This is a genomic window from Rhodoferax sp. U2-2l, assembly GCF_020594515.1.
In the GTDB taxonomy this organism is placed as follows: domain Bacteria; phylum Pseudomonadota; class Gammaproteobacteria; order Burkholderiales; family Burkholderiaceae_C; genus Rhodoferax.
On record NZ_JAJCTH010000004.1, the window covers coordinates 64,643 to 79,397 of the forward strand.

The following is a 14,755-nucleotide window of genomic DNA, read 5'->3' on the forward strand; positions in this document are numbered from 1 at the left end:
CTAAAGATGCCTGCCAACCCGGTTTTGCCTTTAGCGCTACCGGGTTTTTTTGTGACATGGAATTGATCGCTACCCCCCAGTCGATGTTTTTTGAGGCCGCCTTGCCGCTGCAAAGCGGCGCCAGTCTGCGCGGCTACCACCTGAGCTTTGAGACCTACGGCCAGCTCAACGCCAGCAAATCCAACGCCGTGCTGATCTGCCACGCGCTCAACGCCTCGCACCATGTGGCGGGCACCTATGCGGGCCAGGACAAGAGTGAGGGCTGGTGGCACAACATGATCGGCCCGGGCAAGCCGCTCGATACCAACCAATTCTTTGTTATCGGTGTCAACAACCTCGGCTCGTGTTTTGGCTCCACCGGGCCCATGCACACCAACCCCGACACCGGCGAGGTGTACGGTGCCGATTTTCCGGTGGTCACGGTCGAAGACTGGGTCAACGCCCAGGCGCGCCTGCTCGACGCTTTAGGCATTCAAACGCTGGCCGCGGTGATGGGCGGCAGCCTGGGCGGCATGCAAACCCTGAGCTGGACGCTGCAGTACCCGAACCGCGTGCGCCATGCGCTGGTGATTGCCAGCGCGCCGAATCTGACGGCTGAGAACATCGCCTTCAACGAGGTGGCCCGCCGCGCCATCGTCACCGACCCCGATTTTCATGGCGGGCACTTTTATCAGCACGGCACGGTCCCGAAGCGCGGCCTGCGCATTGCCCGCATGATTGGCCACATCACGTACCTGAGTGACGACGTGATGAACGAGAAGTTTGGCCGCCAGCAAAAAGCCCCCACCCCGGCGGCGCTCGATACGCTGCTCCAGTCCTACAAATACAGCACCCAAGAGGTCGAGTTCCAGATCGAGAGCTACTTGCGTTACCAGGGTGACAAGTTTGCCGAGTACTTTGATGCCAACACCTACCTGCTGATCACCCGGGCGCTGGACTACTTTGACCCGGCGCGCGCCTACGGTGGCAACCTGAGCCTTGCGCTGGGCCGCGCCACCGCCAAGTTTTTGCTGGTGAGTTTCACCACCGACTGGCGCTTTTCACCCAAACGCAGCCGCGAAATCGTCAAGGCCCTGCTCGACAACAAACGCGATGTGAGTTACGCCGAGATCGACGCGCCCCACGGGCATGATGCCTTTTTGCTCGACGACCCGCGTTACATGAACGTGGTCCGCTCCTATTTTGAGAATATTTCACGCAGCCTGGAGGGCCAGCCATGAACGCCCACCACACGACTGACGGTCTGGTCAGCCCCACCCTGCAACGCATCGGCGAACTGGTGCCCGAGGGCGCGCGCGTGCTCGACCTGGGCTGCGGCGACGGCACCATGCTGGCGCACCTGCAAAAAGTGCGCGGCTGCACCGGCTACGGCATCGAGCTGGACGACGCCAATGTGCTGGCCTGCGTGCAGCGCGGCGTCAACGTCATCCAGCTCAACCTGGACGAAGGCCTGTCGATGTTCGAAGACGCGTCGTTTGACGTGGTGCTGCAGATCGACACCCTGCAAAACCTGCGCAACGCCGAGGTGATGCTGCGCGAGACCGTGCGCGTGGGTCGCTTTGGCATCGTCGCCTTCCCCAACTTTGCCCATTGGCCCAACCGCCTGAGCGTGCTCAAAGGCCGCATGCCGGTGACCAAACGGCTGCCCTACCAGTGGTACGACACGCCCAACATCCGCGTCGGCACGCATGCCGATCTGGGGGTGCTGGCGCGTGCCTGCGGCCTGAAAGTGCTGGACAACTTTGGCATCCAGGACGGCGAGGTGCTGCGTTTCGCCCCCAATCTGCTGGCCGGCACCTCGGTCTACAAGTTGTCCCGGTAGTCCGTATCTCCGCCACGGCGTCTTGTCTTTCCAAGGGCTGTGGCCCGCGCTACCATTGTTTGTCGTTTCAAAGAGGTCTTGTATGCCCCACTCCACCGCCACCCTTTTCAACCCCGTGAACGCCGGGGACCTGCATTTGGCCAACCGCATCGTCATGGCACCACTCACCCGCAACCGCGCGCCCGATGCGGTACCCACCGCGCTGATGGCCGAGTACTACACCCAGCGCGCCACGGCCGGGTTGATCATCAGTGAGGCCACCGCCATCAGCCAGCAAGGCCAGGGTTACGCCGATGTGCCCGGCTTGTATGCCGAAGAGCAGGTCGAAGCCTGGAAACCGGTCACCAAGAGCGTGCACGCTGCGGGCGGCAAAATCGTCTGCCAACTGTGGCATGTGGGGCGGGTCTCACACACCAGCCTGCAGCCCGGTGGTGCCGCGCCGGTGGCACCGTCCGCCATCACCGCCAAAACCAAAACCGTGCTGATCAAGGACGGTGTGCCGGTGTTTGTCGACACCTCCGAGCCGCGGGCGCTGCAAGCCTATGAGCTGCCCGACATCGTGCACGCCTACGTGGCGGCGGCGCGCAACGCGGTGCACACCGCAGGGTTTGACGGCGTGGAAATCCATGCCGCCAACGGCTACCTGATTGACCAGTTCTTGAAGAGCGGCTCCAACCAGCGCCGCGACGACTTTGGCGGCAGCATCGAAAACCGCGCCCGTTTCCTCCTGGAAGTGGTGCGCGGCGTGACCGACGCCGTGGGCGCGGGCCGCGTGGGCATCCGCCTGTCGCCGGTGACCCCGGCCAACGACGCGTTTGACCCGGACCCGCAGCCGCTGTTTGACTACGTGGTGCGTGAGCTGGCCGCCTTCAAGCTGGCTTATGTGCACGTGATCGAAGGCGCCACCGGCGGCGCGCGTGAGCTCTCCGACCGCCCGTTTGACTACACCGGCCTGCGCCGCGCCTACCGCGCGGCCGGTGGCCAGGGTGCCTGGATGGTCAACAACAGCCTGAACAAAGCCCAAGCCGAACAAGCGGTGCGCGAGGGCGCCGATCTGGTCGCCTTCGGCCGCGCCTTCATTGCCAACCCGGACCTGGTGGAACGCTTGCGCCACGGCAGAGAGTTGGCTGAAGGTGACCGCAGCACCTACTACGGTGGTGGTGCCAAGGGTTACACCGACTACCCCACGCTGGGCAAACACTGACCCGGCCCGGGCAGGCAGGCACTGGCGTCGCCTGACCTGCCACTAGCGCTGGCTGGCGTTTTATCCGCGGGCCAGGCGCTTGGTGCGCGCCCGGATGTTGAGCGCCTCCACCGTCAAAGAAAACAGCATGGCCACGTACACATAGGCTTTGGGCACATGCACGTCAAAGGCCTCGGCCACCAGCAAAGTGCCCACCATGGTCAGGAAAGCCAGCGCCAACACTTTGATGGAGGGGTGCTTGTCGACAAACTCGCCAATCGGCTTGGCAGCAAACATCATCACCGCCACCGAGGCAATCACCGCGGCCACCATCACACCGATCTGGTCCACCATGCCCACGGCGGTGATCACCGAATCGAGCGAAAACACGATATCGACCACACCGATCTGCGCAATGGTGCCCCAGAACACGCCGGTACCGGCTTTGATGCTATCAACCCCGGCGCTGGCTTCCTTGGTTTCATGGGCTTCGACCTCCATGAAAATTTCATGCGAGGCCTTGTAAAGCAGAAACAGGCCGCCGCCCAGCAAAATCAGGTCACGGCCACTGATCTCCTGCGCCATCACGGTCAGCAGCGGCTCGGTGAGCGTCATCACCCAGGCCAGGCTGAACAGCAGCGCAATACGCGACAGCATGGCAAACCCGAGCCCCAGGCGGCGCGCCAGGTCGCGCTGCTCAGGCGGCAGGCGCCCGACCAGGATGCTGATGAAGATGATGTTGTCGATGCCCAGGACAATTTCCAGGGCGGCAAGCATGAAGAAGGCTATCCAGATGTTCGGGTCGGTCAGGAATTCCATAGCGCGATCGTGAGGGTAAAGCGGGCGAGTCTACCGAGGCCGACCAATACCCTTGGGCTTGTGGGCTGACAGGCAGACCCAGACTGTGGCTGACATCCGCCTGCGCCCCGGCGGCGTGGGCTTGGCGCTGTTATCGGGCGCCGAACAACCGGGCAAAAAAACCGGAGGGTTTTCTGACCACCGGCGCAACCGGCGCGCTGACCACTGGTCGGCTGGCCAGCCATTTGCCGAAGCGCAGGTCGTGCGTCATGATGTGGCCGATCAGCCATTTGTTCAGAAACCGGCGCAAGTCCTGGACACGCTCTTCGCTCCACGCCTGATCGCTGCCGAGGAAATCACCCACCTGCGCGGCAAACTCTTCATGCAGTTTCAGATGTTGCTCAAAGGCGGGGTAGCCGCTCTTTTCCATCATCTCCTGCTCGTTGGAGAAGTGGGTGACCACGTAGTCCAGCAATTCGTCCACGGTGTGGTCCACCGATGCGAGGTTGAGCGCGCGCACCAAGGTGAACAGGTGCCGGTGCTCCTGGTCGACCTGCGCAATACCGATTTTGAAGCCGTCACGCCATTCAATGACGAACGGCGCCTTTTTGGTTTGGAGATCTGCAGTCATGCGATGTTTGCCTTTCCAACGGACGGTTGTTATGGGCAAATCCTACCTCAGCCCCTGCCCGTGCCCGGCGCAACACCCCCTTGGGCCGCGCCGCGCAACCCGGGCGCCGGGGGCCAGGCCAACGGCGCTGGAGGGCGTCACACCAGCGAGATCGTCGCGGCCAGGGTGTGGGTCATGGCGGGCGCAATCGTGACCGCATCCGACCCGGCGTTGCAGGTTTCCACACACAGAAACTGCCGGTGTTCACCGGGCGCCATGTCAGCCATGGTCTTTTCTTTCTCAACCCAGGGGTTCCAGACCACGGTGGAGGCGCTGCCCTGTTTGGCGATGCGGATGCTGCGCCTGCCAGCGCCGTCCTGGATCAGGCTGTCAGACGTGGTGTCGGTGTAGATGCGGTCGGTTTCACCGCTGAACGTCACGTCGCCGCTTTGCTGGCAGACGGCGAAGTTTTGCACCTTGTCGAGGTAAGGGGTGCCGTCGAGCCCCTGCACGGTGGTCTGGGTGATGTCAGCGGTGCAAAAGTAGCTGTGCAGGGCCTGGGTGATGCTCAAGGGCGCATCGCCGGTGTTGCGGGTGGTGAGTGCCAGGGCGAGGGTGCTGCCCACGGTCACCGCCAGTTCCAGGTCAAAGGCGTGGTCCCACACGGCGCGGGTGGTGGCGTCGTCGGTCAACCCCAAACGCAGCACCAGCTGGCCGGTCGCGTCCAGCTCGGCGCCGCGCACCTGCCAGATCATGGTGCGCACAAAGCCGTGCAGCGTTTTGCCGGGCACCGCGCCAAACCACGGCCAGCACACCGGCACGCCACCGCGCACCGGCTTGCCGGGCTCAAAAAAAGCGGCTTTCGAGACCCAGATCACCGGCTGCTGCCCCGCGGGTTGCCAGCTCAGCACGTGCGCGCCGTGCAGGGCGACGCTGGCGCTGGCCAGCGGGGTGGTGATCTCGGCCACCACAAAACCAGGTTTGACTTCGGTGAAGTGCAGGGTGTTGGGGATGCCAAAGGCGGTGTTCAGGGTGTCAAGGGTTGAGGTCATGGTGATGAGGTCCGTTGGGTCAGGGTAGAGGAAAAAAATCTTGAAAAGATAGCAAAGAATCTAGATTTTGCGTGGACTGGCGACCGGTGCCGTGTTGCAATGCTGAAGAATCGCGCTGGCCAGTTGGGGCAGCAGCGCGGTGGGCAGATCGTGGCCCATGCCATCGATCACCAGCAGTTTCGCACCACGCACGTGTTTGGCCGTGTCCTGGCCACCGGACAGCGGCACCAGCGGGTCGTCACGGCCGTGGATGACCAGGGTGGGGGTGTGGATGCGCTGCAGCAAGGACCGCCGGTCACCGCTGGCAATCACCGCCATCACCTGGCGGTTGGTGCCCGCCGGGATGTAGGCGCGCAAGACACCGCGGCGAACGCGCGCGCGCAGTGCCGGTGCGGGTTCCGGGTAGCCCGGGCTGCCAATGACTTGCAGCACATGCACCAGGTGGTCGGTGACCGATTCCAGATCCTTCGGGTTGGCCGGGCGGCTCATCAGCACCCGGCGCACCTTCAGGCTAGGCTGCGGCAGGCGCATGTGGCCGCTGGTCGACATGATGGAGGTCAGGCTCAGCACCCGCTGCGGATGCTCGGCCGCCAGCACCTGCCCGATCATGCCGCCCATCGACACGCCGACGATGTGCGCGCGCTCGATGTGCAGCGCATCCATCACCGCCAGCGTGTCTTGGGCCATGTCGTGCAGCGTGTAGGGCGTTTTCACCGGCAGTTTCAACACCGACCCGGCGATGACCTTGAACAGGCCCAAGGCGCCGCCGCCCGTGGCGCGGCCCGAGAGGCCGCTGTCGCGGTTGTCGAACCGCACCACCCGGTAGCCGCCCGCCACCAGCGCCTGGCAAAAGTCATCGGGCCAGGCCACCAGCTGCATGCCCAGCCCCATGATCAGCACGATGGCCGGGTGCGCCGGGTTGCCCAGCGACTCAAATTCGATCGGTGTGGTTCCGGTGGTTCGCATGGTCAGAGAGTTTCCTTGGGTTGAGGCGCCAGCGCCAGATAGTCCTGAAAGCTGTCCCGCAGGCACTGGGCCAACACCTCGGGGTCGGGCAGCTGCTCATAACAGCCGGTGAACGAGATCACCAGCATGCCGTTGTAACTGGTCACCGAGAACACCAGCCCCATGCCGTCGGCAATCGGCATGATGGCCGACAGGTAGGTCAGCCGCGCGCCCAGCAGGTACAGCGGCGCGTCGGGCTCGCTCAGGTGGGTGATGCTGCAATTGGCCAGCGGGGCCCAGTCGCCCAGGCGGGCCGAGGCGGCGCGCATCATCTTGCTGGTGGCGGCAATGGCCAGCGCCGGGGCATGGCTGGCGGCATCACTCAGGCCGCGCACCCGCGCCGCTTTGTCCCGCAGGGTCGACGACGAGGTGGTGGCGCGGATGGCTTTGAGGCGGCGCAGCGCATCGGGCTCGTCGGTGTGCAGGCTGACGCGCACCCATGAGAAGCTGTCGGCACCGGTTGCGCTGCGCACGGTGATGGGGGCGGCGGCCAGCAGGCTGCCTTCTGGCAATTCACCTTGTCGGTCCAGGTAGCGGCGCAGGCCACCGGCGCAGACCGCCAGCACCACGTCATTCACCGTGGCGCCCTTGACCCGGCGGCTGATGCGCTTGACATCGTCGAGTGGGAAACGCCGGGTGTCAAACACGCGGTGTGGCGACACCACGGTGTTGAAGCGGGTGGGTGGAAAGTCGCTCGGGCGGTGCCAGAACTCCCCGGCCACCGTCTTGATACTCAGCGCCATCCGCCCCAGCCCCTGCGAGAGGCCGCCCGCCAGACGCAGCGGGAAGCTGGCCGCATGAAAACCGGCGCGCCACATCAGCGCCAGCTGGCCCGGTGGCGACTGGGGAAACCACGGCGGCGCCGGTGCTGCGGGTGGCGGGTTGGGGCTCAGGTCGTGCAGCAAGGTGGTCAGCTGCGCCTCATGCGCCACATCCACCGCAGCGTGGTGCACCTTCAGCAGCACGGCAAAGCTGCCGGGCGGCAGGTCCAGCAGGCTGTCCAGCCCTTCAATGACATACATCTCCCACAGCGGGCGCTGCAGGTCCAGCGCGCGGGCATGGATGCGCGACGCCTGGATGCAGAACTGCCGCCAGTCACCCGGCTTGGGCAGCGCCATGTGGCGCACGTGGTACTCAAGGTCAAAGTTCTCGTCTTCCACCCAATACGGGTAGTCCAGGTCCAGCGGTACGCGCATCACTTTTTGCCGCAGCACCGGCAGCCGGTGCAGCCGGGCCTCAAGGTGCGTCAGTATCTGCTTGAAACGCACCATGCCGTGCGGGGCCGTGCTCTGGTCATAAATGTGCAGCAGCGACACATTGGAGTTGGCGTGCGCGCTGTCGGAGTAGATGAACGCGGCATCGGCTTCGCCCAACTGGCGCAGGGTGGGTTGCGGTGCGCGGGGCATGGGTCAATCCACCCTGTCGTTGGGCAGCAGGCGCCAGACCCGCGCCAGCAGGCCGGTCGGCTTGAACGGCTGCCACGCATCTTGCGGCTGGGCCAGCCGGTCCGCCACCACCGCCAGCACCAGACCGTTAAAGCCCAGGCCGATGTGGCTGCCGGGCACGCGGATGTTTTCATGCAGCGCGGCGTCGCCATCGATGGTGGCTTCTTGCGGCGGCACCACGCCGTCACCCAGCGAATACAGGCAACTGGTCGGAATCGCCAGGCGGCGGTGTTCCCGCAGCGCCTTGGCGCGCGGGGCCATGGCGTGGGCATTGGAACCGTGGCGGTGCGACACCAGCCGGTACAGCGCCTTGACCACCCCGGGCGACTGGCTGCCCTGCGCATCCATGCTGACCGGGCTGCCCAGGGTGATGACACAACGCACGCAGTCCAGCGCGTTTTCAGCCCCAAAAAGTGAAAACACACCGCCCAGGCTCCAGCCCACCAGGCTGACCTTACGCCCGGTGACATGCTGCAGGTAGCGTATTTTTTGCGGCAGGGCGCTGGCGTGTTGGCTGCGAAAACCCAGGTTGCGGCCCAGCCCCCAGGTGTGCACGTCATAGCCCTTGCGCTCCAGAAAGGTTTTCAGCACAAACAGCGACTTGTCATCGGCCATGAAACCCGGCAGCAGCAGCACCGGGTGGCCGTCGCCTTGGGGAGCCTGCATCAACAGCGGCAGCGATGCGGGCAACAGCGCCGCCTCCAAGAGCGCACGCGGCTCCAGCAGCGAGTGCCAAAAATGCGGCGCACCGATGTGGCGGTGGCGGGTGACCTGGGTGGCGGCGGGCATGGGCGCGGGCGGTTAATCGGTGATTAATCGGTGGTTTGGGGGGTGCCCAGCGCTGCCTGCCTGAGCTCGCCATACGCCGCCACAAAGTCATCGGCCAACTGGCGCACATTCGGCACGGCGCAGCGTGCCGCGGTGAAGCCCACACACAGTTGCCCGGCGTAGCTCATCAGCGTGATGTTCAGGCCGATGCCGTGCTCGACGATGGACACCGGCCAATAACCGGTCATGCGCGCCTGGCCCACATATAGCGGCATCGCCGGGCCGGGCACGTTGGAAATCAGCACGTTGGCCAACGGCGGCAACACCTCACTGACCCCCGCGCGCCCATACAGGTTGGCCAGCGTGCCGATCAGCCAGGGCGCGCCGATGGACGGGAAGTCGGTGGGCAGCGCCGTTTTGGCGTGCCGCGCCACCGCCTTGGTGGCCGTGGTGTGGCTGCGCACCGCCTGCAGGCGTTTGAGCGGGTCTTTGATGCGGGTGGCCAGGCTCACCAGACTCAGCGTGGCCTGGGTATGAAAGTCGGTGTTGCCCTTGTCACGCAACGAGATCGCCATCGACGCAATCAGCGACTTCTTGGGCAGCGGCCCGAGCCGCGCTAGGTAGCGCCTGAGCGCGCCGCCGCACACGGTCAGCACCACGTCGTTGACCGTGGCATCACAGGCGCTGGCCATGGCCTTGATGTCGGCCAGCGGCACGGCCTCAAAGGCAAAACCACGCTCGCGGGTGATGGCCACATTGATCGGTGTGCGCGGGGCAAACGCCATGCCCGTCAGGCTTGAGGCCGCCTTGCCGTTGCCCGCGCCACGGTTGGCCGCGCTGGCGGCAGCATCGCCCCCCGAGCTGCGCGCCAACCCTGCCAGCGTGCGCGCCACACCCGGCAACACCCGCACCAGCTTCACATACTGGCTGGCATCTCGGCGCAAGGCTGCTGCCACCAGCCGCAGGGCACCGGGCGGGCGGGAGCGCAGCTGCGCCGCAGCGCCCCTTTTGCGGGTGCCGGTTTTCAACACCACTGGCGCGGTGTCAAACAGCGCGGCAGCCAGCGCGGTGGCCGCGTGGCCGTCCAGCATGGCGTGGTGAATCTTGAAGTAGTAGGCCTTCTCGCCGCTGGCCAGGCCGTCGAGCACAAACATCTTCCACAGCGGGCGCTCGCGCGCCAGCAGGTCGGCGTGCAGGCCAGCCACCACGGCCTCCAACTGCGCGCGCTGGCCCGGCGCCGGAATCTCGACACGCACGATGTGCTGGTCCAGGTCCACCTCGCCCTGCACCCACATCGGGTTGGCCAGTTGCAGCGGCATGTTGGCCAACCGCCTGCGCAGCAGTGGCACCATGCGCTGCGTCAGCATGGTTTTGGCATCGGTCAGAAAGTCGCCCCGGTAATCTGGGGGCATCTCGAAGGTGTGCAACGAGCCCACATGCATGGGCGTGGCCGGGGTTTCCAGGGCCAGAAAAGCCCCGTCAAGCCCGCTTAAGGGTTCCATGCCCGGTGTGAACGTGTTCAAGCTGTCTCCCGATGGGTGGGTGTGCAAGGCTGGTTTTTGATTCTACGGCGCCGCCTGGCCAACCCAGCCAACACCACCGGCTGCGGGACTTCGTGGCATGATCATTGGCTGAAACCTATTGCACAGGAGTTTTTTCAATGAACGCATCCGTCCCCACCCGCGTGCTCAACGCGCCCGATATCCTCAGCCAGGTCAGTGCCGCCTGGGACAAGGACATCGTCGGGCAACTCAGCAACTACATCGCCATCCCCGCCAAATCGCCGATGTTCGACCCCGACTGGGCGCAGCACGGCTTCATCGACACGGTGGTGCGCAACGCTTATGACTGGGTGCTGGCGCAAAACGTGGCCGGGTTGCAGGCCGAGATCGTGCGCCTGCCCGGACGCACGCCGGTGCTGTTTTTTGAAGTCGCCGCGTCGCAAGGCGCTGCACACACCCAAGCGGCCAGCCCGGCAGAGGCCAGCGCCAGCGGTCAAACAGTGTTGTTTTACGGGCACCTGGACAAGCAGCCCGAATTCACCGGCTGGCGCAGTGACCTGGGCCCGTGGAAGCCGGTGTTTGAGGACGGCAAGCTCTATGGCCGGGGCGGCGCGGACGACGGTTACGCGGTGTACGCGGCGATTGCCGCCATCCAGGCGCTGCACAGCCAGCAGGCGGCGCACCCGCGTATCGTCGGCCTGATTGAAACCTGCGAGGAAAGCGGCTCGTATGACTTGCTGCCGTACATTGATGCGCTGAAGCCCCGGCTGGGCGAGGTCGGCCTGGTGATCTGCCTGGACTCGGGCGCGGGCAATTACGACCAGCTCTGGCTCACCAGCAGCCTGCGCGGCATGGCCAGTGGCGTGCTGAAGGTGGAGGTGCTGACCGAGGGCGTGCACTCGGGCGACGCCAGCGGCCTGGTGCCGTCGAGTTTTCGCGTCCTGCGCCATCTGCTGGACCGGCTGGAAGACAGTGCCACCGGCCGCCTGCTGCCCGCCTCTTTCCATTGCGATGTGCCGCCCGACCGCTGGGCGCAGGCCAAAGCCACCGCCGCCATTTTGGGCGACGAGATTTACAAGCGTTTTCCGTGGGCGCACGCCGACTGTGGCGGCGCATCGCAAAGCATGTTGCCCACCACCACCGACCCGCTGCAGGCGCTGCTGAACCGCACCTGGCTGCCCACGCTGAGCGTGACCGGCGCCGAAGGCCTGCCCGATTTGCAAAACGCCGGCAACGTGTTGCGGCCCTACACCGCGTTCAAACTGTCCTTGCGCCTGCCGCCGCTGGTGGATGCCGCCAAAGCCGTGGCCGACCTGAAAACCCTGCTGGAAGACAACGCGCCGTACCAGGCCAAAGTGACGTTCGAGCGCGCCGCCGGGGCCACCGGCTGGAACGCCCCCAGCAGCGCGCCCTGGTTCGAGGCAGCGGTGAACACCGCCTCACAAAGCTGCTTTGGCGCGCCCTGCGGCTACATCGGCCAGGGCGGCACCATCCCGCTGATGAACATGCTGTCCACCGGCTTCCCCAAGGCGCAGATGATGGTGTGCGGCGTGCTTGGCCCCAAGAGCAACGCCCACGGGCCCAACGAGTTTTTGCATGTGCCGTATGCCAAGAGGCTCACCGCCGCGGTGGCGCAGGTGCTGGCCGCCGCCAACGTGGCGTAACACTCAGGCAATCTCGACCCGGTTGCGACCCGCGCGTTTGGCCCGGTACAGCGCCTGGTCAGCGGCTTCGATCAGGCTGTCGACCGTGACCCCGTGGTCGGCAAACGTGGCCACACCGATGGACAGCGTGGCGGTGATGGGCGGGTCACCCGGTGTCAACGGGCTCACCGCGTAGCGCTGGCGCAGTTCTTCGGCCACCTCTTTGGCCACGATGGCATCGGCGGGCAACAGCACCAGCAAAAATTCTTCACCGCCGTAGCGAAACAGCATGTCGCTGGCGCGGGCGCGCTCGGTGAGCAAGCGGGCGGTTTCACGCAGCACCTCGTCACCCACCTGGTGCCCGTGGGCGTCGTTGATGCGTTTGAAGTGGTCGATGTCGATCATCAGCAGGCTCAGCGGCTCGCCGTTGCGGGCGCAGCGCGCCAGCTCATGGGTCATCAGTTCATTCAAGTGGCGCCGGTTGAACAGACCGGTGAGGGCATCGTGGCGGGCCTGGTCGCGCAACTCGGCCTGCAGGCTCCGGATCTCGGCCAACTGCTGCTGCAAGGCGTGCTCTTTGGCGCGCAACTCCTGGCGGACCTCACGCAGCCGCACCGAGCGGCGCTGGCTGTCCAGCGCGATCGAAAACAGATACAGCGACAAGGCGATGATCGACAGCGCGGTCACCACGTCATCGGTCTGGGGTTGCACCGCCCAACCCGTGACCCACCCGGCCAAGCCACACCCCAGCAACAACAAACCCACCGCTTCCAGCCAACCGCGCGCGCCACGGTAGAAGGTCAGGTTTTGCATGGCGCCCGTTGCTGCTGCAAAGCTGATCCACAGCGGAAAGTGCAACACCGCGATCCAGCCACCCAGGCTCAGCGCGTCCAGCCACATGTGGCGCACTTCGGTATGCAGCGGGTCAGCCGCACGCCGGGCGCGCCAGAAGGCCACTTGCGGGTACACCCCAAACTGCAGCACCAGCGCCAGCCACAGAGCCCAACTCCGGTTGTGTTGCGCCATGTGCAGCCCCATGATCACCAGCAGCAGGGCAAACCCGAAGGTGCGGCTGCGGTGGTTGATGCGGGCGATCCAGTGGACCCGCTTCCCAGGAGCATCCGGACTGGCTGGCTGGGGCGACAAGGTGTTCACAAGGTGATGTTGAGGCGGAAATGTCATCCATCATACTGACCCGGCGCCGCTTTGGGCAGCCCGATCGCGTGCCTGCCGGGTGGGTGCCGCTCAAGCCGCTGCCGAAGCGCGTGGGTGGCGCGCCAGCCAGAGCAGTGCCGCCCCGGTCACGACCACCGGCAGCAGCGAACCCAGGTTAAGCCACTGCCAGCCCTGCGTGGTGACCAGCACACCCGAGGCCAAGGAACTCAGGGCGGTGGTGGCAAAGACGCAGAAATTGAGCACGCCCTGCGCCCGGTCTTTCTCGGCTGGCGTGTAGGTTTGCAGCGACAAGGTGGTGCTGCCGGTAAACAGAAAGTTCCAGCCCACGCCCAGCAGAAACAGCGCCACCAGAAACTGGTGCAGGTCCACCCCCGACAGCGCCACCGCCATACACGCCAGATTGAGCACCACACCGGTGCCCATGATCGGCAACACACCAAACCGCTTGATCAGGTGACCGGTGAAAAAGCCGGGTGCAAACATGCCGATCACATGCCACTCCAGCACCAGCGCCGCGTCGCTGAACGCCAAGTTGCATTGCTGCATGGCCAGCGGCGTGGCCGCCATCAACAGGTTCATCACCCCAAAACCCAACGCGCCGGTAAGCGCCGCCACGATGAAAGCGGGCTGGCGCATGATCTCCCGCACAGGCCGCCCCTCAGCACCCGCCACTTTGGCCAGCACCGGCGGAAAACTGATGAACGCCAGCACCACCATCGACAGCAGCGCCACCCCGGCCAGCGCCAGGTACGCGCCCATGAACGGCACGGCGGTGAGGGTGCGCGTTTGTGCCGCCAGGTTCGGGCCCGCCACCGCACCGATCAGGCCACCCGCCATCACCAGAGACACGGCTTTTTCGCGGAACGCACTACCCGCCAGCTCGGCGGCGGCAAAGCGGTACAGGTTGCCATTGGCGTTGTAATAACCCGCCACCAGCGTGGCGGCACACAGCAGCCAGAAGTTGTGGCTGGCCGCCGCATACGCGCAAAGCAGCGCACTGGCAAAAGCCACCGCCAGTCCGACCTGGAACGAGGTCTTTCGGCCAAAACGTGCCTGTGTTTGGGCCACCAGGCCGGTAGACAAGGCACCGCCCACCACATAGCCCATCACCGGCAGCGTGGCCATCCAGCCCAGCGGCGCCAGGCTGAAACCCACCAGCCCGTTGATGGCGATGAAGGTGACGTTGTTGGTCAAAAACAGGCCCTGGCAGATGGCCAGCAGCCAGAGGTTTCGGTTCATGGCTGGTCAGCGCGTCAGCTCGGTGATGGTCTGCTGGTGCTGCGGAAACGCTGCCAACAGCGCCGCCCGGTCTGCCAGGTCAAAGTCGGCAAAATCAAAGCCGGGCGCCACCGTGCACCCCACCAGCGCAAAGTCACCCCCCGCCGCCACCCGCGCGGCAAACCAGGTGTCGCCGCGCACCACATGCTGAAACACCTCGCCCTGCCAGAGCTTGGGGCCCAGCCGGGTGCAGCGCAGCGCACCACTGGCTGTGATCTCCAGCACCTCCAGCGTCTGCCCTGCGTAAAAGTGCCACATCTCGTCCGAGCGGATCTTGTGAAAGGCCGAGAAGTTGCCCTGCTCCAGCAAGAAGTAGATGCCGGTGCTGGCGTTTCGTTGAACCGGCGCGCCGTCAGCAGGCCGGACCACCGTCATCAGCTGCGGGCTGCGGTAGCTTTCCTTGTAAAACCCGCCCTCCGGGTGCGGCAGCATCTGCAGGGCGTCGACATAGGTTTGTGCGGTGGTCGTCATGG

General features: G+C 65.2%; 14 protein-coding genes. 4 read left to right on the forward strand and 10 right to left on the reverse strand.

Annotation, left to right across the window (positions count from 1 at the left end; genetic code table 11):
• The first annotated feature begins 56 nt into the window (after positions 1–56).
• From LHU53_RS04860 to LHU53_RS04870, 3 genes are all read left to right on the forward strand, one after another.
• Positions 57–1,220 carry a homoserine O-acetyltransferase gene (locus tag LHU53_RS04860; RefSeq protein ID WP_227330961.1) on the forward strand — a complete coding sequence of 388 codons (1,164 nt, stop codon included), beginning with the start codon at positions 57–59 and terminating at the stop codon, positions 1,218–1,220.
• The gene (metW, locus tag LHU53_RS04865) at positions 1,217–1,822 is read left to right on the forward strand and encodes a methionine biosynthesis protein MetW (protein ID WP_227330962.1); all 606 of its coding nucleotides are present in this window, start codon (positions 1,217–1,219) and stop codon (positions 1,820–1,822) included. The genes LHU53_RS04860 and metW overlap by 4 nt, the downstream gene beginning before the upstream one ends.
• Positions 1,823–1,904: 82 nt before the next feature.
• The gene (locus tag LHU53_RS04870) at positions 1,905–3,026 is read left to right on the forward strand and encodes an alkene reductase (RefSeq protein WP_227330963.1); all 1,122 of its coding nucleotides are present in this window, start codon (positions 1,905–1,907) and stop codon (positions 3,024–3,026) included.
• Between the two features lie 60 nt (positions 3,027–3,086).
• Here the strand turns inward: LHU53_RS04870 and LHU53_RS04875 are convergent, their stop codons facing one another.
• The 7 genes from LHU53_RS04875 to LHU53_RS04905 form a co-directional block, all read right to left on the reverse strand.
• On the reverse strand, positions 3,087–3,824 hold the full coding sequence (locus LHU53_RS04875) for a TerC family protein (protein ID WP_227330964.1): 738 nt from the start codon (positions 3,822–3,824) through the stop codon (positions 3,087–3,089).
• 130 nt (positions 3,825–3,954) lie between these two features.
• Complete coding sequence (locus LHU53_RS04880) at positions 3,955–4,434, reverse strand: bacteriohemerythrin (protein WP_227330965.1); 480 nt, start codon at positions 4,432–4,434, stop codon at positions 3,955–3,957.
• 137 nt (positions 4,435–4,571) lie between these two features.
• Positions 4,572–5,465 (reverse strand): D-hexose-6-phosphate mutarotase, encoded by an 894-nt coding sequence (locus LHU53_RS04885; protein ID WP_227330966.1) that lies wholly within the window; start codon positions 5,463–5,465, stop codon positions 4,572–4,574.
• 60 nt (positions 5,466–5,525) lie between these two features.
• Positions 5,526–6,431 (reverse strand): alpha/beta fold hydrolase, encoded by a 906-nt coding sequence (locus LHU53_RS04890; RefSeq protein WP_227330967.1) that lies wholly within the window; start codon positions 6,429–6,431, stop codon positions 5,526–5,528.
• Positions 6,432–6,433: 2 nt separating this feature from the next.
• On the reverse strand, positions 6,434–7,876 hold the full coding sequence (locus tag LHU53_RS04895; RefSeq protein ID WP_227330968.1) for a wax ester/triacylglycerol synthase family O-acyltransferase: 1,443 nt from the start codon (positions 7,874–7,876) through the stop codon (positions 6,434–6,436).
• A 3-nt stretch (positions 7,877–7,879) separates the two neighbouring features.
• Entirely contained in the window at positions 7,880–8,704 is an 825-nt protein-coding gene (locus LHU53_RS04900) for an alpha/beta hydrolase (protein ID WP_227330969.1), read from the reverse strand.
• Between the two features lie 23 nt (positions 8,705–8,727).
• Positions 8,728–10,206, reverse strand: coding sequence for a wax ester/triacylglycerol synthase family O-acyltransferase (locus LHU53_RS04905; RefSeq protein ID WP_227330970.1), 1,479 nt, complete (start codon positions 10,204–10,206; stop codon positions 8,728–8,730).
• A 137-nt stretch (positions 10,207–10,343) separates the two neighbouring features.
• Here LHU53_RS04905 and LHU53_RS04910 point away from each other — a divergent pair, with 137 nt between their 5' ends.
• A complete protein-coding gene (locus LHU53_RS04910) occupies positions 10,344–11,849 on the forward strand; it encodes a M20/M25/M40 family metallo-hydrolase (RefSeq protein ID WP_227330971.1) in 1,506 nt (501 codons plus the stop codon).
• Between the two features lie 3 nt (positions 11,850–11,852).
• On the opposite strand, the gene LHU53_RS04915 is transcribed toward LHU53_RS04910, so the two are convergent.
• The 3 genes from LHU53_RS04915 to LHU53_RS04925 form a co-directional block, all read right to left on the reverse strand.
• Positions 11,853–12,983, reverse strand: a complete 1,131-nt coding sequence (locus tag LHU53_RS04915; RefSeq protein WP_227330972.1) for a sensor domain-containing diguanylate cyclase — start codon at positions 12,981–12,983, stop codon at positions 11,853–11,855.
• 90 nt (positions 12,984–13,073) lie between these two features.
• On the reverse strand, positions 13,074–14,243 hold the full coding sequence (locus tag LHU53_RS04920; protein ID WP_227330973.1) for an MFS transporter: 1,170 nt from the start codon (positions 14,241–14,243) through the stop codon (positions 13,074–13,076).
• Between the two features lie 6 nt (positions 14,244–14,249).
• Entirely contained in the window at positions 14,250–14,753 is a 504-nt protein-coding gene (locus LHU53_RS04925; protein WP_227330974.1) for a cupin domain-containing protein, read from the reverse strand.
• Between the last annotated feature and the right edge of the window lie 2 nt (positions 14,754–14,755).

Bases quoted from the DNA above. Each gene is read 5' to 3' on its own strand.
- LHU53_RS04860 (WP_227330961.1), top strand. From the start codon at position 57: ATGGAATTGATCGCTACCCCCCAGTCGATGTTTTTTGAGGCCGCCTTG.
- metW (WP_227330962.1), top strand. From the start codon at position 1,217: ATGAACGCCCACCACACGACTGACGGTCTGGTCAGCCCCACCCTGCAA.
- LHU53_RS04870 (WP_227330963.1), top strand. From the start codon at position 1,905: ATGCCCCACTCCACCGCCACCCTTTTCAACCCCGTGAACGCCGGGGAC.
- LHU53_RS04875 (WP_227330964.1), bottom strand. From the start codon at position 3,824: ATGGAATTCCTGACCGACCCGAACATCTGGATAGCCTTCTTCATGCTT.
- LHU53_RS04880 (WP_227330965.1), bottom strand. From the start codon at position 4,434: ATGACTGCAGATCTCCAAACCAAAAAGGCGCCGTTCGTCATTGAATGG.
- LHU53_RS04885 (WP_227330966.1), bottom strand. From the start codon at position 5,465: ATGACCTCAACCCTTGACACCCTGAACACCGCCTTTGGCATCCCCAAC.
- LHU53_RS04890 (WP_227330967.1), bottom strand. From the start codon at position 6,431: ATGCGAACCACCGGAACCACACCGATCGAATTTGAGTCGCTGGGCAAC.
- LHU53_RS04895 (WP_227330968.1), bottom strand. From the start codon at position 7,876: ATGCCCCGCGCACCGCAACCCACCCTGCGCCAGTTGGGCGAAGCCGAT.
- LHU53_RS04900 (WP_227330969.1), bottom strand. From the start codon at position 8,704: ATGCCCGCCGCCACCCAGGTCACCCGCCACCGCCACATCGGTGCGCCG.
- LHU53_RS04910 (WP_227330971.1), top strand. From the start codon at position 10,344: ATGAACGCATCCGTCCCCACCCGCGTGCTCAACGCGCCCGATATCCTC.
- LHU53_RS04920 (WP_227330973.1), bottom strand. From the start codon at position 14,243: ATGAACCGAAACCTCTGGCTGCTGGCCATCTGCCAGGGCCTGTTTTTG.
- LHU53_RS04925 (WP_227330974.1), bottom strand. From the start codon at position 14,753: ATGACGACCACCGCACAAACCTATGTCGACGCCCTGCAGATGCTGCCG.